Source organism: Castellaniella hirudinis, assembly GCF_042651965.1.
Lineage (GTDB): Bacteria > Pseudomonadota > Gammaproteobacteria > Burkholderiales > Burkholderiaceae_B > Castellaniella > Castellaniella hirudinis.
Window position 1 is genome coordinate 117,572 of the sequence record NZ_JBHSDY010000007.1, and the last position, 22,821, is coordinate 140,392.

General features: G+C 66.3%; 19 protein-coding genes and 1 tRNA gene. 7 read left to right on the forward strand and 13 right to left on the reverse strand.

Annotated elements, in window-relative coordinates:
* Window positions 1-35 precede the first annotated feature (35 nt).
* Together ACFO0J_RS12165 and ACFO0J_RS12170 are read right to left on the reverse strand one after the other, a co-directional pair.
* The gene (locus ACFO0J_RS12165) at window positions 36-2,027 is read right to left on the reverse strand and encodes a cytochrome c biogenesis protein ResB (RefSeq protein ID WP_376813538.1); all 1,992 of its coding nucleotides are present in this window, start codon (window positions 2,025-2,027) and stop codon (window positions 36-38) included.
* 205 nt (window positions 2,028-2,232) lie between these two features.
* Entirely contained in the window at window positions 2,233-2,922 is a 690-nt protein-coding gene (locus tag ACFO0J_RS12170) for a c-type cytochrome (RefSeq protein ID WP_376813356.1), read from the reverse strand.
* 151 nt (window positions 2,923-3,073) lie between these two features.
* On the opposite strand from ACFO0J_RS12170, the gene yihA reads away from it, so the two are divergent.
* A complete protein-coding gene (gene yihA / locus ACFO0J_RS12175) occupies window positions 3,074-3,697 on the forward strand; it encodes a ribosome biogenesis GTP-binding protein YihA/YsxC (protein ID WP_376813357.1) in 624 nt (207 codons plus the stop codon).
* Between the two features lie 65 nt (window positions 3,698-3,762).
* Window positions 3,763-4,779 carry a porphobilinogen synthase gene (gene hemB / locus ACFO0J_RS12180; RefSeq protein WP_376813358.1) on the forward strand — a complete coding sequence of 339 codons (1,017 nt, stop codon included), beginning with the start codon at window positions 3,763-3,765 and terminating at the stop codon, window positions 4,777-4,779.
* Window positions 4,780-4,785: 6 nt separating this feature from the next.
* Here the strand turns inward: hemB and ACFO0J_RS12185 are convergent, their stop codons facing one another.
* The 9 genes from ACFO0J_RS12185 to petA all read right to left on the reverse strand — a co-directional run bounded on the left by ACFO0J_RS12185 (window position 4,786) and on the right by petA (window position 14,564).
* Complete coding sequence (locus ACFO0J_RS12185) at window positions 4,786-6,261, reverse strand: GGDEF domain-containing protein (protein WP_376813359.1); 1,476 nt, start codon at window positions 6,259-6,261, stop codon at window positions 4,786-4,788.
* 235 nt (window positions 6,262-6,496) lie between these two features.
* A complete protein-coding gene (locus ACFO0J_RS12190) occupies window positions 6,497-9,082 on the reverse strand; it encodes a TRAP transporter permease (RefSeq protein ID WP_376813360.1) in 2,586 nt (861 codons plus the stop codon).
* Window positions 9,083-9,161: 79 nt separating this feature from the next.
* Window positions 9,162-10,133, reverse strand: coding sequence for a TAXI family TRAP transporter solute-binding subunit (locus tag ACFO0J_RS12195; protein ID WP_376813361.1), 972 nt, complete (start codon window positions 10,131-10,133; stop codon window positions 9,162-9,164).
* A 184-nt stretch (window positions 10,134-10,317) separates the two neighbouring features.
* Window positions 10,318-10,393 (reverse strand) — tRNA-Thr (locus tag ACFO0J_RS12200).
* Window positions 10,394-10,425: 32 nt separating this feature from the next.
* Window positions 10,426-10,860, reverse strand: coding sequence for a ClpXP protease specificity-enhancing factor (locus ACFO0J_RS12205; RefSeq protein ID WP_376813362.1), 435 nt, complete (start codon window positions 10,858-10,860; stop codon window positions 10,426-10,428).
* Window positions 10,861-10,862: 2 nt separating this feature from the next.
* A complete protein-coding gene (locus ACFO0J_RS12210; RefSeq protein WP_376813363.1) occupies window positions 10,863-11,471 on the reverse strand; it encodes a glutathione S-transferase N-terminal domain-containing protein in 609 nt (202 codons plus the stop codon).
* 134 nt (window positions 11,472-11,605) lie between these two features.
* A complete protein-coding gene (locus tag ACFO0J_RS12215) occupies window positions 11,606-12,454 on the reverse strand; it encodes a cytochrome c1 (protein ID WP_376813364.1) in 849 nt (282 codons plus the stop codon).
* Between the two features lie 31 nt (window positions 12,455-12,485).
* Window positions 12,486-13,871 (reverse strand): cytochrome b, encoded by a 1,386-nt coding sequence (locus tag ACFO0J_RS12220; protein WP_376813365.1) that lies wholly within the window; start codon window positions 13,869-13,871, stop codon window positions 12,486-12,488.
* Between the two features lie 48 nt (window positions 13,872-13,919).
* Entirely contained in the window at window positions 13,920-14,564 is a 645-nt protein-coding gene (gene petA / locus ACFO0J_RS12225; RefSeq protein ID WP_376813366.1) for a ubiquinol-cytochrome c reductase iron-sulfur subunit, read from the reverse strand.
* Window positions 14,565-14,713: 149 nt separating this feature from the next.
* Between petA and mscL the strand changes: the two genes are divergently transcribed.
* Window positions 14,714-15,166: a large conductance mechanosensitive channel protein MscL gene (mscL, locus tag ACFO0J_RS12230; protein ID WP_376813367.1), complete on the forward strand. Its 453-nt coding sequence runs from the start codon at window positions 14,714-14,716 to the stop codon at window positions 15,164-15,166.
* On the opposite strand, the gene ACFO0J_RS12235 is transcribed toward mscL, so the two are convergent.
* Complete coding sequence (locus ACFO0J_RS12235) at window positions 15,111-15,965, reverse strand: DMT family transporter (RefSeq protein ID WP_376813539.1); 855 nt, start codon at window positions 15,963-15,965, stop codon at window positions 15,111-15,113. The two genes, mscL and ACFO0J_RS12235, sit on opposite strands and share 56 nt — an antisense overlap.
* Window positions 15,966-16,068: 103 nt before the next feature.
* Entirely contained in the window at window positions 16,069-16,848 is a 780-nt protein-coding gene (locus ACFO0J_RS12240) for a Nif3-like dinuclear metal center hexameric protein (RefSeq protein ID WP_376813368.1), read from the reverse strand.
* 86 nt (window positions 16,849-16,934) lie between these two features.
* On the opposite strand from ACFO0J_RS12240, the gene ACFO0J_RS12245 reads away from it, so the two are divergent.
* The 4 genes from ACFO0J_RS12245 to ACFO0J_RS12260 all read left to right on the forward strand — a co-directional run bounded on the left by ACFO0J_RS12245 (window position 16,935) and on the right by ACFO0J_RS12260 (window position 22,702).
* Window positions 16,935-18,095, forward strand: coding sequence for a S1C family serine protease (locus tag ACFO0J_RS12245; protein ID WP_376813540.1), 1,161 nt, complete (start codon window positions 16,935-16,937; stop codon window positions 18,093-18,095).
* A gap of 71 nt (window positions 18,096-18,166) precedes the next feature.
* Window positions 18,167-19,519, forward strand: a complete 1,353-nt coding sequence (locus tag ACFO0J_RS12250) for an esterase-like activity of phytase family protein (RefSeq protein WP_376813369.1) — start codon at window positions 18,167-18,169, stop codon at window positions 19,517-19,519.
* 3 nt (window positions 19,520-19,522) lie between these two features.
* Window positions 19,523-21,559 (forward strand): PhoX family protein, encoded by a 2,037-nt coding sequence (locus tag ACFO0J_RS12255; protein WP_376813370.1) that lies wholly within the window; start codon window positions 19,523-19,525, stop codon window positions 21,557-21,559.
* Between the two features lie 90 nt (window positions 21,560-21,649).
* Window positions 21,650-22,702, forward strand: coding sequence for a cytochrome-c peroxidase (locus ACFO0J_RS12260; RefSeq protein WP_376813371.1), 1,053 nt, complete (start codon window positions 21,650-21,652; stop codon window positions 22,700-22,702).
* Window positions 22,703-22,821 lie beyond the last annotated feature (119 nt).

Here is a 22,821-nt window from a genome sequence, read left to right on the forward strand (position 1 = left end):
GCGGCCAGACAGCCGCGTCGCGTGCGGCGATGGAATCAGACGTCATGATCGTGTCCTCCGGACAGGCGGCGCAGGGCATCTCGCAGCCGTTCAAATTCGTGGTTGAAATCCAGGGTGCGCCGCTGAGTCGTCATGGCGGCCAGCCAGGCGCTGCCCCCATCCTGCGGCCGGATCCACACCCAGACGCGGCGTTCGCGGATGTAGAACATCGAGAACACCCCCAGCACCAGCAGCAGGCAGCCGATGTAGACGACGGTCTTGCCGGGGCTGCGCGCCACCTGGAAGACGCTGGCCTGAACCTGCTCGAAGCCGGTCAACTGCAGGGCCACAGGGGCAGGATAATCCGGCAGCGTCGCCAGCGCCAGCACGGCCAGGCGCATCCACTGGCGCTCGTGTTCCGCATTGGGGCCCAGGGGATCGAGCGCGGGCTCGCCGGCCCGTGCCCGCGCCAGGTCGCGCAATTCGGTCAGGCTGAGCTGGATCATGGGTACGGCGAAGTTGAGGATTTTTTCCCGCTGCTCGGCGGGCGCGGCGTCGATGATGCCGTTGAAACCGTCGCGCGCAAAGGTCCGCAGCGCCCCGCGCGCGGCCTGGAACATCAGTTCGCGCTGCTCGCCCTCGGGCGCGTTGTGGTCCGCGAACCGCTGCGCCGCCTGATCGCGCAGATCGGCGTCATCCAGCGCCGCGCGCAGCCGCATGAATTCCGCCACCGTGCCCTGGCCGTCCGCCGGGATGCGCAGATAGCGATAGGGCTCCGAAGCCGTATCCCGCACCCCCATCAGGAACACCGGAGCGTCGTCGATCTTGACCGGCAGCAGGTACTGGTTGAATTCGTGCGCCTGGCCGTCGGCGCCGATCAGCCGGTACTGCACGCTGGGTCCGACGTTACGCAGGCCGTCGTTGCGGGGCCGGGCCGCGCTGCCGGTCACGGCGGCCACGTGCGCGACCACGTCGGTCGGCTGCGGATTCTGGCTGTCGCCCATGTTCTCGACGTTGATCACGCGCAGGCCGGTGTAGTCCACCGTCTGCCCGCCCAGGCTGCCGGGCAGCTTCGATTCGCCGCCGACCTTGCCGGACACGTCCACCGGCTGCGCGGCGGCGCCCTGCAGGGGCCAGGCCTTCAGTTGCAGGCTGCTGCCGCCGTCGTCGAAGCTGGACTGGTAGACGGTGACGCCGCGATAATGCAGCGGCTCGTTCACCTGGATCGTCTGGTCGAAGGTCTTGCCGGTCGCCAGATCGGTCACCGTCACGTCGCTGCGAAAATCGCTGGGCATGCCGGTGTCGTAGTAGGCGATGTGGAATTTATTGAGCTTCAGCGTGAAAGGCAGCGGCTGCAGCAGCACGCCCTGGCCCGCCGACACGATGCCCACGCTGCTCTGCTTGCCGTCGGGCACCAGCATATTGGCGCGGAAGCTGGGATTGCGCGCCGACAGGCGGCCGGACTCGGGCACGTCGGAAATCAGCATATTGCCGATCACGGGCTGCTTGTCGAACAGCCAGGTCTGCAGCCGCACCGGCAGTTCGCTGTCCAGCAAGCCGCCCAGGCAGATCACGACGATGGCCACGTGCGCAAAGATGTAGCCCAGGCGGTTGGCCGCGCCCTTTTTCGCAGCCACCATGCGGCTGTCGCCGTCCGCGCGCACCCGGTAGCGAAAGCCCTGGGCCTGCAGCAGCGCGCCCACCTCGGCACAAGCCTGGTCGGGCGTGCTGCCGCTGTCCAGCTCGACCCGGTGATGAAAGGCCTTGAGACTGGAGCCGCGCACGTATTCCCGGAACGAGCGCATGTCACGCAGCATCTTCGGCGCATTGCGCAGCACGCACAGCGTGGTCGACACCACCAGAAAGGCCATGATCAGCAGGAACCAGGCGCTGTTGTAGATGTGCCAGATGGAGAACTGATCGAACACTTCGAACCAGAACGGCCCGAACTGATCCACGTAAGTATTGGTCCCCTGGTTCTGGGGCAGCACGGTGCCGATCAGGCTGGCCACGCAGATGAACACCAGCAGGCTGATGGCGAAACGCATCGAACCCAGCAGTTCGATGACATCAGCGCCCAAGGCGCGGGAATGGGTGGAAGACGCCACAGCAGCCCGACTCGCAAAAAAATAGGGGGTGCGCTTGCGCGTGCCCCCCTCGATTCAAAAGTTTTAAGTTTTAACGATACTCCGGTGCGCGCCGGGATCCCCCCAAGACCCTGTACGCGACCGGGACATGCGCCCGGAGCCGGGACTAGCGCAGGCCTGCGGCGTAGTCCGCGACGGCAGCCAGGTCCTTGTCGTTCATGCGGTCGGCGATGTCGTGCATGATGCTGTTGGCCCGGTCGCCCGAACGGAACAGCTTGAGCTGATCCAGCAGGTATTCGGGATGCTGGCCGGCCAGGCGGGGGAACTCGGCCGGCAGGCCGGCGCCATTGGCCGAGTGACAGGCGGCACAGGCCGGGACCTGGCGATCCGCGATGCCGGCGCGCCAGATGGTCTGGCCGCGTTCCATGGAGGCTTCTTTGCTGGCGGTGCCGGCTTTGTCCCAGTCCATCTTCTGGTGCGACAAGTACAGCGACACGTTCGCGATATCCTGAGCCGTCAGGGCGGGCGCGATGGTGGACATGATGGACGGCGCACCGTCAGCGCCCGTACGCACGGCGGGCTTGTCGCCCTGCGGCGCGAAATCACGCAACTGCTTGGCGATGTATTCGTGCGGCATCGCGGCCAGGTTCGGATTCATGGGGATCGTGCTGTTGCCGCCGTCCCCGTGACAGGTGACACAGGCCAGCACGCCACGCGCGGGATCGCCGTTGACGAACAGTTGTTCGCCCGCCTTGGCATCGGGTTTTTGCGCGTCTTCGGCATGGGCCAGGCCGGGCAGAGCGCCGGCGAGAATCAGGCTGCCGGCCATGAACACACTGGAAAGCGCACGCTTCATGAGATCCTCGGTGGTGATTCGTTCACGACGCCGGAGGCCGGCGCCTGACAGAGCCGGCGCGGGTATCCGCCCGGGATACGCGCTGCGCGGCAACATTCAATCTGAAATTATACAATAGGCTTCACCCGCCCTCCTTGTCGAGCTCACCCCCGTGTCTCTCCTCCATCGCGCCCGGTTCACGGTGTCCGCCGCCCGGCTGGACCAGTTGCCCCCCCCGACCACCGCCGAAGTCTGTTTCGTCGGCCGCTCCAACTCGGGCAAATCGTCGGCCATCAATGTGCTGACCAACCAGCGGCGGCTGGCTTTTTCCAGCAAGACGCCCGGCCGCACACGCCTGATCAACCTGTTCGGCCTGCCCGACCCGATCGAGCCGGACGCCTGGCTCGGCTTTCTGGTGGACCTGCCCGGCTACGGCTACGCCGCCGTGGACCGCGCGGCGCGCGACGAATGGGCCGAGGTCCTGGGCGGCTACCTGCACGAACGCTCCAGCCTGGCCGGCGTGGTGCTGCTGATCGACATCCGCCGGGGCGTCACCGACCTGGACCGGCGCCTGTCCCGCTGGATCGCCCTGCGCGGCCTGCCGACGCTGGCGCTGCTGACCAAGGCCGACAAGCTGCCCTACGGCCAACGCGTCCAGGCTGTCGCGCGCGCACGCAAAGACCTGGCCGACATCGGCACGCTGACCGCGCTGCCCTTTTCCGCCACCCATCGCATCGGCCTGGACGAGGCCGCCGTCCACATCGAAAACTGGATCTCGCCCCAGGCCGTGCCCTGAGCGCGCCGGCGTCCCCAGCCCTTTCATCGCCCCGCCCGCGCGGCGGGTGTTTTCCGGAGTTCCGCATGACCGCCTTCCTGCCTCCCGTCGACTTCCCCACCGCGCGCCTGCGCCGCAACCGGCGCGACGACTTTTCCCGCCGCCTGGTGCGCGAAACCCGCCTGTCCGCGGACGACCTGATCTATCCGGTGTTCGTCTGCGAAGGCCGCGACGTGCGCGATCCGGTGTCCTCGATGCCGGATGTGGTGCGGCAATCCCCGGACGTGCTGCTGCGCACGGCCGAACAATGCCTGGAACTGGGCATCCCCGTACTGGCCCTGTTCCCGCACATCGATCCGTCCCTGAAGACGCCCGACGGTCTGGAGGCCGCCAATCCGGACGGCCTGATCCCGCGCACCGTGGCGCTGCTGAAATCGAATTTCCCCGAACTGGGCGTGCTCACCGACGTGGCGCTTGACCCCTACACCAGCCACGGCCAGGACGGCCTGATCGACGCCGACGGCCAGTTGCTGAACGAGCCCACGGTCGCCATGCTGGTACGCCAGGCCCTGACCCATGCCCAGGCGGGCGTGGACATCGTCGCCCCCAGCGACATGATGGACGGGCGCATCGGCGCCGTGCGCCAGGCGCTGGACGCCCAGGATCGCATCCACACCCGCATCATGGCCTACTCGGCCAAGTACGCCAGCGCCTTCTACGGCCCCTTCCGCGATGCGGTGGGCTCGGCCGCCAACCTGGGCGCGTCGAACAAGTTCACCTACCAGATGGACCCGGCCAACCGCCTGGAGGCCCTGCGCGAAGTCGCCGCCGACATCCGCGAAGGCGCCGACATGGTGATGGTCAAGCCCGGCCTCCCCTACCTGGACGTGCTGCGCGAGGTCAAGAACGCCTTCGGCATGCCGACCTACGCCTATCAGGTCAGCGGTGAATACGCCATGATCAAGGCCGCCTCGGCCAACGGCTGGCTGGACCACGACAAGGTGATGATGGAATCCCTGCTGGCCTTCAAGCGCGCCGGCGGCGACGGCATCCTGACGTATTTCGCCGTCGCTGCGGCAAAGATACTGCGCGCGCAAGGCTAAAGCGCACTACGTCGGGGACGGCTCCGCCTCACCCCCGGCCTCCTCGGCCTCTTCGGCGCCGTGGACACAGTACCGGTTGCGGCCCTGAGACTTGGCCTGATAGAGCGCCTGGTCGGCATGCGACAGCAGCTTGGCCAGACCGGCCGGCGGGCCCTGCCGGTCGTGGACGATGCCGATGCTGACCGTGAGCCGCAGGGGCTCGTCGCTGTCGAGGTAGAGGCGGATCTTTTCCACGCAGGCGCGCAGGCGCTCTGCGATCTCGGCGGCGTCCTCGGGCGAACAATCGGGCAGCATGAGGCCGAATTCCTCGCCGCCCAGCCGCCCGAACAGATCCTCGGGACGAATGGCGTCGCGGATGGTGCGGGAAAATTCGCGCAGCACATTGTCCCCGGCGGCATGACCGTGCTGGTCATTGAGCAGCTTGAAATGATCAATGTCCAGCATCATCAGCCCATTGCCGTACGGGGCCGGGGGAACCCGCTGGAGATATTCCTGAGCGCCCCGCGTGAACGCCGGCCGGGACAAGGCCTGCGTCAGGTCATCGTGGTCCAGTGCGCGGTTCAGGGACACGATCAGGTCGCTGCGCGCGGCCAGCGCGCTGGACATGAGCAGCGGCACGATCATCAGCAACAGGACGCCCATCTGCAGCGAGATCCGGCTCCAGGCGAACAGCGACAGCAGGCCGCCCGGCACCAAGGCCCAGCCGGCCTCGAAACCGAGCAGGACGCCCAAGGCCGACAGCAGCGCCAGCCAGGCCGCCGTCCATTGCTGATACGCATGCGTACAGTACAGCAGGGCGGCGAACGGCAGCAGCAAAGCGCCGGGCCCGCCCAGCAGAAAACACAAGGCCAGGCTGGCCGCCAGCAGAAACCCCGGCATGCGCGCAGGCCAATCCCACAGGTGCTGCAGCAGTCCTCGATCCCGATGGCGGCGGTCGGCCCCGGACGGCGCCATCCCGGGCAGCAGCAGGATAGGCAGCAGGAACAGGCAATAGCCCAACCATTGGCCGAACACGCTGCCGACGATGTTTTCCAGAAGCGCCGTAGCAGGAGGCCGCCAGAAGCCGGTGAGCAGACCGAGGGCCACGGTGACCGCTGCCGCTGACAGGCCGGCCAGCAGCATCCGGACCACGGCCCGGGGCGTGCGCAGATTGTCCAGCGGCCAGAAACGCGCCAGGATGAGCCAGGCCACCCCGACGCCCGCCAGGTCCGCCAGGCCGCCGGCCAGGGCCTGGGCCGGGACCGCGCCCAGGCTCAGGCGCGCCAGCAGCAGGCCGACGCCCATCAGCGCCCACGACAAAGGGCGGACAGGCGCCCCGTGCCGCAGCAGCAGCCCCACCAGAATCGCATTCGCCGGCCACAGGGCCGCCCGGGCGAACGCCGGCTGGAGCAGCAGGCTGGCCACGGTCAGCAGAAACGCCGCAACAGCGACCCACGCTGCCTGAATGATCGTCGTATCGAGGGAAATGGTCTGCGGGCGCATCGTCCTCATGCCGTTCGGATGCCGCCTGAAGCCGTCCGCCGGACGGCCCCATCGACATCGCAACAGCCTTGTTCCGAATGTAACCGCCAATGATAGCCAGTTTCCGCCCTCGTGGAAATCACATTCGTAATGCGAAACGCATCCCCCGATGATGAAACCGGTTCCCGTCGATCAGCCGTCGCACATGCGAAAAGGCCGCCCCGAATTGGGCGGCCCGACATCAAAAAGACAGCGCTCAGTCCTCTCTGCGCCGCGACTGGGCCAGCATCAGCAGCCCGAGCGCCAGCAGCGTCGGCAGCAGCATCCATTCCGGCGCCGGCCGGTCGTTGGGCACCTCCAGGCCGGTGATCGAGTAGCCCTGGCCGACGCCCATCCGGTCCGCCTGGCTGCCGAAGCGCACGGCGATGATATCCAGCCGGTCGCCGTTGACCAAGGTGCGCAGTCCCGTTTCCTGCAGCCGCGCGGGCGCGGGTCCCGGCTTGCCCAGGGTCAGCAGGACGCCCTTGGAAATCAGCCTGCCGTCCAGGTCTTCGCCTTCGATCCAGAGCCGCAGCGGATGCTCCGCAGGCGCTTCCTCGACGACCGCCATGACGCGGCCGGCGGGTTCCAGCGTGTAGGGCGGAATCCACAGGTCCATCCAGAACCCCGGACGGAACAGCGAAAAGGCGATCACCAGCAGCGCCAGGGTTTCATACCAGCGGTTGCGTGCCAGGAACCACCCCTGGGTGGCCGCCACGAAGACCAGATTGGCCGCAATGGCGGAGGCGATCGTAATGGCCAATTGCACCGGACCGCCGATGTCGATCAGCAGCAACTGCGTGTTGAAGATGAACATGAACGGCAGCACCGCCGTCCGGATGCTGTAGCCAAACGCCGTCACGCCCGTCTTGATCGGGTCGGTGCGGGCGATGCCCGCGGCGGCGTACGAGGCCAATCCCACGGGGGGCGTGACATCGGCCATCAGGCCGAAGTAGAACACGAACAGGTGGACGGCGATCAGGGGCACCAGCAGCCCGCTTTGCGCACCCAGTTCCACCACCACGGGCGCCATCAGGGTGGAGACCACGATGTAGTTGGCCGTGGTCGGCAGGCCCATGCCCAGGATCAGGCAGATGACCGCCACCATGATCAGCATGATGAACAGATTGCCGCCCGAAATCAGCTCGACGAACTCGGTCATGACCAGCCCCACGCCGGTCAGCGTGACCGTGCCGACAATGATGCCGGCCGCCGCAGTCGCCAAGCCGATGGAGATCATGTTGCGCGCCCCGGTGACCAGTCCGCCGAGCAGATCGCAGGCGCCCCGCCGCAAGGGCGCAACCAGATCCTCTTGCCCCCGAAACCAGGCCGTCAGCGGGCGCTGGGTGAGCAGGATGAAGATCAGGAATATCGTGGCCCAGAAGGCCGACGTGGCGGGCGAGAGCTGCTCGACCATCAGGTTCCAGATCAAGGCCACCACCGGCAGCAGGAAGTACAGGCCGGATTTCAGGGTCGGCCCGATGTCGGGCAACGCCTCCAGCGGCTGTTCCGGGTCGTCCATCTGCAATTCCGGATAGCGCGTGCTGAATTTCAGCAGACCGACGTAGGTCAGCCCCAGCAGCAGGGCGGCGATCAGCACCGAGGCGTCGCCCGCAACGGTCTTGATCCAGCCAAAGCCGTAATACACGATCGCGGCCAGGATGATCAGGCCGCTGATCGTCATGCCCGTGGAGATCAGGCGCTGCCTCCAGGGAGCGATATGCGTGCGCGGAATCCCGTGGATGCCGGCTTTGACGGCCTCCAGGTGCACGATGTAGAACAGCGCGATGTAGGAAATCAGGGCGGGCAGGATGGCGTGCTTGACCACCTCGGAATACGGGATGCCGACGTATTCCACCATCAGAAAGGCGGCAGCGCCCATGACGGGCGGCATGATCTGCCCGTCGACCGAAGCCGCCGATTCGACCGCGCCGGCCTTGTCCGGCCGGTAGCCCACCCGCTTCATCAGCGGGATGGTAAAGGTGCCGGTGGTCACCACATTGGCAATCGAGGACCCCGAAATGACACCGGTGGCCGCCGAGGCCAGCACCGCCGCCTTGGCCGGACCGCCCCGCAGGCCGCCCAGCAGCGAAATCGCCGACTGGATGAAGTAGTTGCCCGCACCGGCTGTCTCCAGCAAGGCGCCGAACAGCACGAACAGGAAGATGAAACTGGTGGACACGCCCAGCGCCACACCATAGACGCCTTCAGTGGTCAGCCACAGGTGGGACATGCCCTTGTTCAGTGAAATCGCCTGGTGGGCGATCATCTCGGGCATATAGGGGCCGAGGAAGATGTAGCCGATGAACACCACCGCCATGATGACCAGGGGCATGCCCAGGGCACGGCGGGTGGCCTCCAGCAAGGTGAGCAGGCCGAGGACGGCCACGACCAGGTCCTGGGGGGTCGGCAAGCCCGGCCGGCCGGACAGGGCATCGTAGAACATATACAGATAGCCGGCGCAGAAGGCGCCCACGACGGCCAGCACCCAGTCTGCGACGGGAATCTGTCGGCGCGACGAACGCTTGAACGCGGGAAACAGCAGAAAGCCCAGGAAAACCGCGAACGCCAGGTGGACGGCGCGCGACTCGGTGGTATTCAGCACCCCGATGCCGAAGGTGAACGGCAGCGGCGAGGCAATCCAGAGTTGAAACAGCGACCAGGCCAGCGCGGTCAGCATGACGAAGCGGCCGATGACGCCCTGCGGGGAGCGTCCCCCCGTATCCGCTTCGGCCACCATCTGCTGCAACTGTTCGCGGCTCAGGCTCGGGGAAGCGGTTTCATGATCGTGTGGGAGGGCCAAACGTCAGTCTCCTGTGACAAAAGGCGCAGCCCGCGTCAGCAGACCGCACCCTGGGTAGATGGCGTGAAGCGGCGTGGAATTACATCCAGCCCTTTTCCTTGTAGTACTTGACCGCGCCTTCGTGCAGGGGCGCCGACAGACCGTCCTTGATCATGTGTTCGGGCGCCAGATTGGCGAAGGCCGGGTGCAGTTTCTTGAACTCCTCGAAATGCTCGAACACCGCCTTGGTCAACTGATAGACGACGTCGGGCGAGGCCTTGTCGGAAGTCACCAGCGTGGCCAGCACGCCGTAGGTCGTCACATCATCCGGATTATTGGCGTAGGTGCCGCCCGGGATGGTGGTGCTGGCGTAGTAGGGGTACTCGGCGACGAGCTGGTCGATGGCCTGCCCGGTGACATTGACCAGTTGGGCCGCGCACGTGGTGGTCACGTCCTGCAGGTTGGCGGACGGATTGCCCACCACATAGGCGAAGCCATCGATCTTGTTGTCGCACAAAGCCGCGCCGTGCTCATCCGCTTTCAGTTCGGACGCCAGGGCGAAGTCCGACTTCTGCAGGCCCAGCTTCGGCAGCAACTGGTCGACCGTGGCGCGCTGGCCCGACCCCGGGTTGCCGATGTTGAAACGCTTGCCCTTGAAGTCCTGGAACTGCTTGACCCCGGATTCCTTGCGGGCCGCGACCATGAGCGGTTCCGGGTGGATGGAGAAAATGGCGCGCAGGCCGTCCATCGCGCCCTTGTCCTTGAACTGGCCCTCGCCCTTGGTGGCGTTGTACTGGACGTCGGACTGCACGACGCCGATATCCAGTTCACCGGCGCGGATGGTGTTGACGTTGTAGACGGAGCCGCCCGTGCTTTCCACCGAGCAGCGGATCCCGGTCTGGGCGCGGTCCTTGTTCATCAAACGGCAGACGGCGCCGCCGACGGCGTAATAGACCCCGGTGACACCGCCCGTGCCGATCGTGACGAACTGGGTCTGAGCCGATGCAGGGGTGGCGCCAAGCGCAAGGCCGGCGGACAAAGCAGCAGCGGCCAGGACGTTCAGTTTGATCATGTCATCTCTCCCTCATGGATGGATTGAAACGTTTGTTGCGATGCAGCCCAGTTTACGCAACAAAAAATCCGCGTCCATCCGGGATTTCCAGATATCCGACACCTCAAAATAGGGATTTGCGTTTCCGCCCGGAAACGAAAACGCCGCCCTGAATGCACGGGGCGGCGTTTCGCATGAATCGGACTGGTGCCGGCTAGAGGAATCGAACCCCCGACCTTCTCATTACAAGTGAGCTGCTCTACCAACTGAGCTAAGCCGGCCAAGGATCGTCATTCTACAGGACTGGAATATCCTATTTGACGACCTTCAAGTGAGACGGCTTGGGGGCGTCCGGGCCGTCATCCGACGGGGCCGGGGCGACGCCGGGCGCAGGTTGCGGCGCGGGTTGCTCATCGCCGCCCGGGTAGGGGCGCGAGGCCACGACCTCGAAGCCCATGCCGGCGCCGGTTTCGCGGGCATAGACCGCTGACACGGCCCCCACGGGAATGAACAGGTGTTCCACCGCGCCGTTGAAGCGGGATTCGAATTCGATGTATTCGTTGCCCAGCGTCAGACGGTTGGTGGCCAGATGGCTGATGTTCAGCGTGATCTGCCCGTCGTGGACGTGGGCCGGCGGCACCACGGTATTGTCATCGACGGTGACCACCAGGTAGGGGGTGTAGCCGTTGTCCGTGCACCACTCGTGCAGCGCACGGATCAGATACGGTTTGGTCGAAGATTCCTGCATGTTCAGCGGCGCATGACCTTTTCGGACGGCGTGAGCGCCTCGATGTAGGCGGGACGCGAAAACAGGCGCTCGGCGTACTTCTGGATCGGCGCGGCGCTCTTGGGCAGTTCGATGCCGTAATGGCCCAGACGCCACAGCAGCGGGGCGACGGCCACGTCCAGCATGGAGAATTCCTCACCCAGCATGAACTTGTTCTTGACCAGCAGCGGGGCCAGTTGGGCGAGGCGGTCACGGATGTTGGCGCGGGCCACATCACGGACCTTTTCGTCGGTGATGCCGCGATTTTCCAGCGTGGACACGTGGACGAACAGTTCCTTTTCGAAGTTGTACAGGAACAGGCGGGTGCGCGCACGCATGATCGGATCGGCCGGCATCAGCTGCGGATGCGGGAAGCGCTCGTCGATGTATTCGTTGATGATGTTCGACTCATACAGGACCAGATCACGCTCGACCAGGATGGGCACCTGGCCGTAGGGGTTCATCACTGCGATGTCTTCGGGCTTGTTGTACAGATCGATGTCACGGATTTCGAAATCCATGCCCTTTTCGAACAGCACGAAGCGGCAGCGTTGCGAAAAGGGGCAGGTCGTTCCGGAATAGAGCACCATCATGTCGTGGGTTCCAATGCAAAAAAAGACGAAGAACGCGCGCGGTCCTGAAAACGCAAGCCAGGCGTGGCAACGCCTGGCTGGCATCCCGGCCCGCGCGGCCGGAGGGTCATGGCCCCGAAGAGCGCAGCGATCCCTTAGCGGACGTGTTTCCAGTATGCCGCATTCATGCGGATGGCGACAAACAGGAACAGGAACAGGAACAGCATGACCCAGACACCGATCTGCTTGCGCTCCAGTTGGCCGGGTTCCGCCATCCAGCCCAGGAAGTTGCTGAGATCGGCGACGTCGCTTTCGAACTTGCTGAAGGTCTTGGCGTCGGCGGAGTCGAAGCGCGTCACGTGCGAGGCTTCGCCGGTGTAGTCCTTCAGGGGTTCGGACTTGGCGGTCGGGATGCCATCGGCATCATAGACCGTGGTGGTGCGTTCCCAGTGCTCGTTGCCCTGGGCGTCGGCGACCTGATGGACCGCAATTTCGGTGAAGCTGCGCGGGCCTTCGAGCTCCCAGAGCACGTTGGGCATGCCGACGCTGGGGAACACGACGTTGTTCCAGCCGGTCTTCTTGGAGGAATCGCGGTAGAAGGTGCGCAGATAGGTGTAGATGTAGTCCACGCCGGACGGGCCGAAGTTGGCGTTCTTGGCGCGGGCGATCACCGACAGATCCGGGGGCGCGGCGCCGAACCATTTCTTCGCGTCTGCGGGAGTCATGGAGATCGTCATCAAGTCGCCGACCTTCTCGCGGGAGAAGAGCAGGTTCTTCTTGATCTCGTCTTCCGACAGACCCAGGTCCATGAGCTTGTTGTAGCGCATGGAATTGGCGCTGTGACAGTTCAGGCAGTAGTTGACGAACAGTTTGGCGCCGTTTTGCAGGGCCGCCAGGTCGGTGATGCGGTCCGGGGCGCGATCCAGGTGCGCACCGCCCTCGGAGGCGAGAGCCAGCGTGCAGGTCAGGGACAGGGCCAGGGCACCGAGCAGTTTTTTCAGCATGATCTTTCCGTGACAGTCAGTGGTTCGGCCTTCAGTGGGCCCGGAAGGTGACGCGGTCAGGCACCTGCTTGAAGGTGCCCAAGCGGCTCCAGACGGGCATCGCCAGGAAGAACGCCAGATAGATGACCGTGCCGATCTGGCCGATGAGCGTGGCGGTCGGGGACACCGGCTGCGTACCCAGCCAACCCAGGATCAGGAAGTTGACGATGAAGATCCCGTACAGCACCTTGTGCCAGTTGGGACGGTAGCGGATCGACTTGACCGGGGAATGATCCAGCCACGGCAGGAAGAACAGGATGACGACGGCGCCGCCCATGGACACCACGCCCCAGAACTTGGCGTCCAGGACCTTCAGCAGGATGGCGACCACGACCAGAATGCCGGGCACGACCAGGCGCCAGATGCCGGAGAGCTTGCCCTTGGCGAACAGCGCCACGGCAGCCAGCAGGGCGCCGGCGGCCAGCACCCAGGTGAAGTCGCTGGTGGTGGCGCGCAGCATGGTGTAGAACGGCGTGAAATACCAGACCGGCGCGATGTGCGGCGGGGTCTTCAGCGGGTCGGCCGGGATGAAGTTGTTGTACTCCAGGAAGTAGCCGCCCATTTCAGGGCCGAAGAAGATGATCGCGGCGAACACGATCAGGAAGCCCGCCACGCCCACGATGTCGTGCACCGAGTAGTAGGGGTGGAAGGGGATGCCGTCCACGGGGTGGCCGTGCTTGTCCTTCGGACCCTGCTTGATTTCGACGCCGTCGGGGTTGTTGGAACCCACTTCGTGCAGCGCGATGATGTGCGCCACGACCAGGCCGATCAGCACCAGCGGGATGGCGATCACGTGGAAGGCGAAGAAGCGGTTCAGGGTGGCGTCGGACACGACGTAGTCGCCGCGGATCCACAGGGACAGTTCCGGGCCGATGAAGGGGATGGCGGAGAACAGGTTCACGATCACCTGAGCGCCCCAGTAGGACATCTGGCCCCAGGGCAGCAGGTAGCCGAAGAAGGCTTCGCCCATCAGGCACAGGAAGATGGCCACGCCGAAGATCCAGACCAGTTCGCGCGGCTTGCGGTAAGAGCCGTAGAACAGGCCGCGCAGCATGTGCAGGTAGACCACGACGAAGAACATCGAGGCGCCGGTGGAGTGCATGTAGCGGATGAACCAGCCGCCCGGCACTTCGCGCATGATGTATTCGACGGACTCGAAGGCGAAACGCGCATCGGGCTTGTAGTTCATCACCAGGAAGATCCCGGTGACGACCTGGATCACCAGCACCATCAGCGCCAGCGAACCAAAGAAATACCAGAAGTTGAAGTTTTTCGGAGCATAGTATTCAGACATATGCTCTTTGAACATTTTGGTCAGGGGAAAGCGGTTGTCCACCCAGCCCAGCAACCCGGTCGTCTCGACGTTTTTATCGGCCATGAAAGGCTCCTAGATTCAATATCGCAAAAGGATGAACGCGGACGTCCATCAGGCCTTGTTGTCTTCGTCGACGCCGATGGTGATGCGGGTGCCATCGGCGGAGAAGACGTAGGGCGGGATTTCGAGATTGTCAGGGGCCGGCTTGTTGGCGAACACCCGGCCGGCCAGGTCGAACGTGGAGCCGTGGCAGGGGCACAGCCAGCCGCCGGGCCAGTCGCTGGGCAGACCCGGCTGGGCGCCGGTCTGGAAATGCGAGGTCGGCGAGCAGCCCAGGTGGGTGCAGATGCCGATGCAGACGAAGTATTCGGGGTTGCGCGAACGATATTCGTTCTTGGCCCATTCCGGCGTGTAGCCGGGACGGTCGGATTGGGGATCGGCCAGTTCGGCGTCGTGCTTGGGCAGGTCTTCGAGGGTGGCCTTGGTGCGGCGCACGATCCAGACCGGCTTGCCGCGCCATTCGACAGTCATCATCTGGCCTTCGGCCAGCCCGGAGATATCGGCCTCGACCGGCGCGCCGGCCGCCTTGGCCTTTTCGGAGGGCGCGAACGAACCGACAAAAGGCACGGCCGTCGCGACGCCGGCGACTCCGCCCAGCGTACAGGCCGACGCGACCCAGAAACGGCGCGAAGGATCGGGGGGCAGGTTCGGGTCGACTGCGCCCTGCTCGTCGGACTGTGTCGGATGCTGACTCATTCTGGTATCCCTGGTTGCCGCCCGGGGGCGGAGCGTTTTGAACGTGATCTGCCTGTGCGCGGGACTGCTCGGACGCCGTCCCACAAGGTTCTTCAACCGCGTATTATAGCGTTACGCCCAATGGGGTAAACGGATAGAGGGATACCAAAATGAGCGCAGCCAGGGGTTTTATCAAAGAATTCCGAGAATTCGCCGTCAAAGGCAACATGATGGACCTGGCAATCGGGGTCATCATCGGGGGCGCTTTCGGCAAGATCATCGACTCGGTCGTCGCCGATCTGTTCATGCCGCTGATCAATTTCGTCCTCGGCGGCAACGTCAATTTCGACAATCTGTTCTGGGTGCTGCGCCTGCCCGAAGGCTACGCCGGCGCCATGACGATGGCCGAACTGAGCAAGGCCGGCGCGGTGGTGTTCGCCTGGGGGCACTTCCTGACCATTTTCGTCAACTTCCTGCTGCTGGCCCTGGTGGTCTTCATGATGGTGAAGCTGGTCAACAACGCCCGGCGCCGCTTCGAGGCCGAACCGGCCCCCGAAGCCCCCCCGGCTACCCCCGAGGACGTTCTGCTGCTGCGCGAAATCCGCGACGCCTTGAAAAAGTAGGCCGCAGCCCGCTCACAATCACGCCCGCCACGATCAGGGCCGCGCCCAGCAGCGCCAGGGCCGGCAGCCGTTCCCCGGCCAGGCGCCCGATCACGCCGCCCCACACCGGTTCGCCGGCATAGATCACGGTGGCGCGCGTGGGCGACACCGATTTCTGCGCCCAGTTCATCGTCCACTGGATGACCGCGCTGGCGAGCCCCAGCCCCAGCGCGCTGCAGAACCAGACCCACGAAAAGGCGGGCACCGGCTCGCCCGCCAGCGGCATCAGCAGCAGGGACAGCGCGCCCGCCGCCAAAAGCTGGACGACCGTGACGCGGCGCGTATCGACGGTGGGCGCAAACCGGCTGATCAGGATGATCTCCGCCGCGATCGCCCCCGTCCCCGCCAAGGTGGCGATCTCGCCCGGGCTCAAGGAAAACGCCCCGGCTTGCGGCCCGGCCAGCAGCCACAGGCCGACGAAGGCAAACAGGATCCCCAGCCAGCCCATCGCATGCGGCGGGCGGCGCAACACCAGCCATTGCAGCAGCGGCACCATCGGCACAAACAACGCCGTGATGAACGCAGACTGGCTGCTGGGAATGGTTTGCAGCCCATAGGTCTGCAGCTCATACCCCAGAAAGATAGCCACGCCGATCGCCGCGCCCGCACCCATCTCGCGCCGCGTCAGACCCGCCAGGCAGCGGCGGAACACCAGGGCCATCAGCAGCCCGGCCGCCAGAAAGCGGATGCCCACGAAGAACAATGGCCCGCTGGTGCGCATGGCGAGGTGAATGATCAGATACGTGGCGCCCCACACCATGGTGACGGCCACCAGGGCCAGTTCCTGGCGGGACAGGCGCCATGCGGAGGATGTACGAGAGGGGGGATGCACTGGGAGCGGCTTGGCGGTGGCAGGCCGCATCCTAAACCGGATTGTCGATGTCCACAAAGGTGCAGGGCACCCCAAAGCGGGCCTCGACGGCCGCGCCCAGCGCCTGCACCCCATAGCGTTCCGTCGCATGGTGGCCGGCGCTGAGATAGGCCGCGCCCGTTTCGCGGGCCAGATGCACGGTGGGCTCGGAGATTTCTCCGCTGACATAGCAGTCCGCGCCGGCGGCCAGGGCCGCGTCCAGCATGCCCTGGGCGGCGCCGGTGCACCAGGCCAGCCGCCGCACGGGGCGCGCGGGATCGCCGATCACCAGGGGTTCGCGGCCCAGCCGACGGGCCACGTCGGCGGCCAGCGCGCCCACCGTCAGGTCTCGGGCGGGGGCGCCCAGCCAGACCAGATCGTCCGGCCCGCAGCGCCGGGGCGCACCGTCGGCACGCCGATCCGGCACCCAGTCCATGACGCGCGCCAACTGGGCGTTGTTGCCCCATTCCAGGTGGGCGTCCAGAGGCAGATGGTAGGCGAACAGATTGAGCTCGCGCGCCATCAAGGCCGTCAGGCGGCGATGTTTGGTGCCGCGGATGCAGGGGTCCTCGTTTTTCCAGAACCAGCCGTGGTGCACCAGGATGGCGTCCGCGTCCTGGGCGACGGCGGCTTCGATCAGGGCCTGCGAGGCCGTCACGCCGGTGACGATACGGCGGATTTCGTCGCGCCCCTGGACTTGCAGGCCGTTCGGGCAATAATCACGAAAGCGTTCCGGCTGCAACACGTCGTTCAGCCAGTCCGCCAGAACCTGGCGGGATACGTGGGCGCTCATAGGATGTCCTTTACTTTAGTATGTGCGTGTCGCCGCGTCCGAACGGCGGGCGACCACCCCATGACAAATTGAGATCATTCATGCTCATCAAGCGATTGTGGCTGATTTTCGCCCAGACCGTGACGATCTGCCTGGGCATCCTGTTCCTGGTGGCGACCTTGCGGCCCCAGTGGCTGCCGGGCGGCGCACCGATGCCGGGCGTTCTGGACGGCGCGCCTGCGGCCCCCCTGGCCGGCCCGGTCACCGCGCCGGCCAGCTACGCCGCCGCCGTGGCGCGGGCTGCGCCGTCGGTGGTCAACATCTACACCTCCAAGCACGTGGACGTGCCGCTGGTGCCGCTGCCGGCCGACCCGCGACTGGAGCAATTCCTGCGCGGCCTGCCGGGGTTCACGCGGCGCGAGGCATCCACCAGCCTGGGCTCGGGCGTGATCGCGCGGGCCGACGGCGCGATCCTGACCAACTACCACGTGATCGAGGCCGCCGACGCGATCGAGGTGCGCCTGCGCGATGGCCGCCGGGCCCCCGCGAAGCTGATCGGCGCGGACCCCGAAAGCGATCTGGCGGTGCTGAAGATCGACCTGCCGGACCTGCCCGCGATCGCCTTCGATCCCAACCCCTCGGTGCAGGTGGGCGACGTGGTGCTGGCCATCGGCAACCCGTTCGGCGTGGGCCAGACCACGACCCAGGGCATCGTCTCCGCCGTCGGGCGCAACCGCCTGGGGCTGAACACCTACGAGGACTTCATCCAGACCGACGCGGCCATCAATCCGGGCAATTCAGGCGGCGCGCTGATCGACACCCGGGGCGAGCTGGTCGGGATCAACACGGCGATCTATTCCGAAACCGGCGGTTCGCTGGGGATCGGGTTCGCCATCCCGGCGGCCTCGGCCCACCGCATCCTGGACGAGATCCTGGCGCACGGCCGCGTGCGGCGCGGCTGGCTGGGCCTGGAACCGCAAGACATCACGCCTGATCTGGCGCAGGCCTTTCACCTGAAAGACACGCGCGGCGCCATCGTCGCCCGTGTCCTGCCGGGCGGACCGGCGGCGCGCGCCGGCATCCGGGTGGGCGACGTCCTGCGCCAGTTGAACGACCAGCCCGTCGAAGACGCCTACGACCTGCTCAACCGGCTGGCGCCGCTGCCGGCGGACTCGACGGCCCGGCTGGCGCTGCTGCGCCAGGGCCGGACCCTGACGCTGGACGTCAAGGTCGGCATCCGGCCCGCGGCGCGCGGGCCGGCGCGCTGAGAACCGACACACGCCTGTCATCTCCCGTCCCTAGACTGCGGATTCCTCCCTCGTTTCTCCAGGAAGAGTCCATGCAGTTTCTCCGTACTCCCATTCTGGCCATGGTCGTCGGCTGCGCGCCCTGGGCCGTGATGGCCCAGCAGGCGGCGCCCGCCGTCCTGCAAGGCCACGCCGTGCTCCCGGCCGCCAGCTTCGTGGCGCCGCCCGCCGACGCGCCCGCCGATCTGACGGTATCCGGAAAATACACCAGCGGCATCCGGGTCGAGGCCCCCGGTTCGGTCATGGGCCTGTCGGCCGACCGCGCCACCGGCATCGCCCTGCCCGTCAAAGGCCAGATCCGCCAAGGCCATTCGGGCGTGAAGGTCATGCCCGACGGCACCGTCTGGGTCCTGACCGACAACGGCTTCGGCAGCAAGGCGAACTCCATGGACGCCATGCTGTACCTGAACCGGTACCGCATCGACTGGCAGGCCGGCACGCTGGCGCCGCAGGACACGATGTTCCTGCATGATCCGGACCGCAAGATTCCCTTCCGCATCGTCCATGAAGACACCGCCGAACGCTACCTGACCGGCTCCGACCTGGACACCGAAAGCTTCCAGCCGATCGGCGAGCATTTCTGGATCGGCGACGAATTCGGCCCCTACCTGGTGAAGACCGACCGCACGGGCAAGGTGCTGGCCCTGTTCGAGACCCAGGTCGACGGACGGACCGTCCGCTCGCCCGACCACTACGCCGTCGCCACGCCCGGCGCCCCGGGCCAGACCTACCAGGGCGTGACGCTCAAGCGCTCGAAAGGCTTCGAAGGGATGGCGGCGTCGAAGGACGGCAAGTTCCTCTACCCCCTGCTGGAAGGCCCGCTCTGGGACGAAAAGGCAAAGGCCTGGGAACAGGCGGACGGCAAGACGGTCCTGCGGATCCTGGAATTCAGCGTCGCGGACGAGCACTGGACCGGCCGCTCGTGGCGCTATCCGCTGGAAGGCGCGGATCACGCCATCGGCGACTTCAACATGATCGACGCCACGACCGGCCTGGTGATCGAACGCGACAACGGCGAAGGCACGCCCGACAAGGCCTGCGAAAAGGGCGCCGACACGAAGACCTGCTTCTCGAATCCGCCCCGCTTCAAGCGCGTCTACAAGATCGAGTTCTCGGACGCGAACGCGGGCCAGGCGGTGCGCAAGCCGGCCTACGTAGACCTGCTCGCCATCCAGGATCCCGACAAGAAGGCGCGCAAGCCCCTGACGGACGGCGTGCTGCAGTTCCCGTTCTTCACCATCGAGAACGTGGACGTCGTGGACGCCGAACACATCATCGTCGGCAACGACAACAACTTCCCGTTCTCCTCCAGCCGGGAACCGAACCGCCAGGACGACAACGAATTCGTCCTGCTGCACACCCCTGAACTGCTGCGGAGCCGATAAGCCATGAAAACCTTCGATCTCGACGACATCCCCGCCAACCCCTCGACGGCGGAACCCCTGGACCGGATCCTCGCGCGCCTGGACGGCCGCCGCCGCTTCCTGAAGGGCGGCCTGGGCCTGGGCGCCGTGAGCTTCCTGGGCGGCATGCTGCCGGTCGCGCGGGCGCTGGCGGCCGACGCCGGCCCGGCTTCCGCCCCCCTGGGCTTCCAGGCGATCCCCATGAGCACGGCGGACACCGTGGTCGTCCCGGAAGGCTACGCCCACGCCGTCCTCAACCGCTGGGGCGACCCGCTGACGGCGGCCGCGCCGGCCTTCAAGGGCGACGCGAGCGACGACGGCGAGGCCCAGGCCGCGCAGGTCGGCTACAACCACGACGGCCTGCATTTCTTCCCCATCGACGGCAAGGACGGCGTCTCGGGCAGCAGCACCGAGGGCCTGCTGGTCACCAACCACGAATACGTCACCCCCCACTACTTCTTCCCCAAGGGCGTGCAGCCTGGCGGGGCAGGCTGGTCGCCGGACTGGATCCGCAAGGCGCAGCACGCCCAGGGGGTGTCCGTCACCCACATCCGCCTGGATGCCCCGGGCCAATGGCGGCGGGTGCAGGATTCGTCCTATAACCGCATGATCCACGCCAACACCCCGATCCGCATGACCGGCCCCGCCGCCGGCCACGCCCTGCTGCGCACGCAGGCGGACCCCGAGGGCAATCAGGCGCTGGGCACCTTCGGCAACTGCGGCAACGGCTGGACGCCCTGGAACACCTACCTGACCTGTGAAGAGAACTTCACCGATTACTTCGGCACCGGCGCCCACCCGGCGGAACAGGCGGACTATCCGGACGAAGCCTACCGCCAGCACATGCTGCGCTACAAGGGCGGCGGCAAGACCGCCGATCCCGAATACGCCTGGGATACGCATGACGCCCGCTTCGACTGGACGCAAACGCCGAACGAATACCACCGCCACGGCTGGATCGTCGAGATCGACCCCTTCGACCCCTCGGCCGCGCCGCGCAAGCTGACCGCCCTGGGCCGCTTCAAGCACGAGAACGCCGCTCTGACGCTCGCCGGCGACGGCCGGGTGGTGATCTACATGGGCGACGACCAGCGCAGCGAATACATCTACAAGTTCGTCTCGGAGGACGCATACCGGCCCGGCGCGGACAGCAACCGGACGCTGCTGGAGCGCGGCACCCTGCACGTGGCCCGCTTCGGGGACGACGGCAAGGGCGTCTGGATCCCGCTGACGCTGGACACGCGCGGCACGGACGGCCGGCGCCTGGGCGAGCATTTCAACGAAAGCCTGGGCGAACTGCTGATCAAGACGCGGCAGGCCGCCGACGCCGTGGGCGCCACGCCCATGGACCGGCCGGAATGGATCGCCGTGCATCCGCGCACCGGGGAAGCCTACGCGACCCTGACCAACAACACCGATCGCGGCAGCGGCAAGGCGCGCTGGCCGGGCGGCCCGAAGCATCCCGGCGCGGACGCGGCCAACCCGCGCGACAAGAACATCTACGGCCACATCGTGCGCTGGCGCGAAGCGGGTCGGGATCCGCGCGGCACCGCGTTCGAATGGGACATCTTCGCCCTGGCCGGCAACCCGACCCGGTACGCGGACGGCGACCCGCGCCGGGGGTCGGCCAACATCTCCGCCGAAAACACCTTCAACAGTCCCGACGGCCTGGGCTTCGACGCCCAGGGCCGGCTGTGGGTCCTGACCGACGGCAACTACGGCAACGGCGGCGACTACGAAGGCCAGGGCAACAACCAGATGCTGGTCGCCGATCCGGTCTCGGGCGAGCTGCGCCGCTTCCTGACCGGCCCGAAGGGCTGCGAAGTCACCGGCATCACCTGGACGCCGGACCAGCGCTTCGTCTTCGTCAACATCCAGCATCCGGGCGAAGGGCCGGACCTGGACAAGGCCCAGTCCGACCCGCTCTCGGCCTCGACCTGGCCGGACGGCCCCCGGGCGACGCGGCCGCGCCCCGCGACGGTCGTGATCTGGAAAAAGGACGGCGGCACGGTCGGAAGCTAGCGGATCCGGACGATCCTTGACCCCCATCAATACGGGGAATCAATGACCATGTTCCCATTGTGGATATAACCACTCCACAAGGGGAACCTCATGAAACAACACGCCTCCCTCCTGCTGGCGGCCGGCCTCGCCCTGAGCAGCAGCACCGCTCTGGCCGCCGGCGCGCCCGCCGCCGACACGGTGCGCCAGACCGCAAAACAATTCTTCCAGCCCATTCCCACGGCCGAGGCCGTGATCCAGGAACGCCACATTTCCGCCGACAGCATCGAACTGGGCCGCTGGCTGTTCTTCGAGCCGCGCCTGTCGCGCAGCCACATCATCAGTTGCAACTCCTGTCACAGCGTCGGCACCGGCGGGGCGGACAACATCCAGACCTCGATCGGCCACGGCTGGCAACACGGGCCGCGCAACTCGCCGACCGTGCTCAATGCGCTGTTCAACGGCGCCCAGTTCTGGGACGGCCGCGCCGCCGACCTGAAGGAACAGGCCAAGGGCCCCGTGCAGGCCAGCGTCGAGATGAACAACACCCCGTCCCAGGTCGAGGAAACGCTCAAGAGCCTGCCGGAATACGTCGCCCTGTTCGAGAAGGCCTATCCGAAGGACAAGGACCCGGTGAATTTCGAGAACATGGCCCACGCCATCGAGGCCTTCGAAAGCACGCTGGTGACCCCCAACTCGAAATTCGACCAGTTCCTGGCCGGCGCCGACAGCCTGGACGACATCGAGATCAAGGGCCTGGACCTGTTCATGAACAAGGGCTGCGTGGCCTGCCACCAGGGCATCAACGTCGGCGGCCAGGGCTACTTCCCCTTCGGGGTGGTGAAAAAGCCCGGCGCGGACATCCTGCCGCCGGACGACAAGGGCCGCTTCACCGTGACGAACACCGCCAGCGACGAATACGTGTTCCGCGCGGGGCCGCTGCGCAACATCGCCCTGACTGCGCCCTACTTCCACAGCGGCGACGTCTGGTCGCTGGAGCAAGCCGTGGCCATCATGGGGTCCAGCCAACTGGGCCAGGAACTGAACGGCGACGAGGTCAAGGCCATCACCCGCTTCCTGCACACCCTGACCGGTGAGCAGCCCCAGGTCGTCTACCCCACCCTGCCGCCGAGCACGGACGCCACGCCGCGGCCGCAGAAGTAGGGTCCGGTTCCGCCCGCGCGCGCCGGTCCCGGAGGGCGGCAACTCCCTTTGCGCCCACGGGACAGGCTCGCGCAGGGCGGACCACCGTTGGTTCGCCTCGGGGACGGAATCTTCAAGAC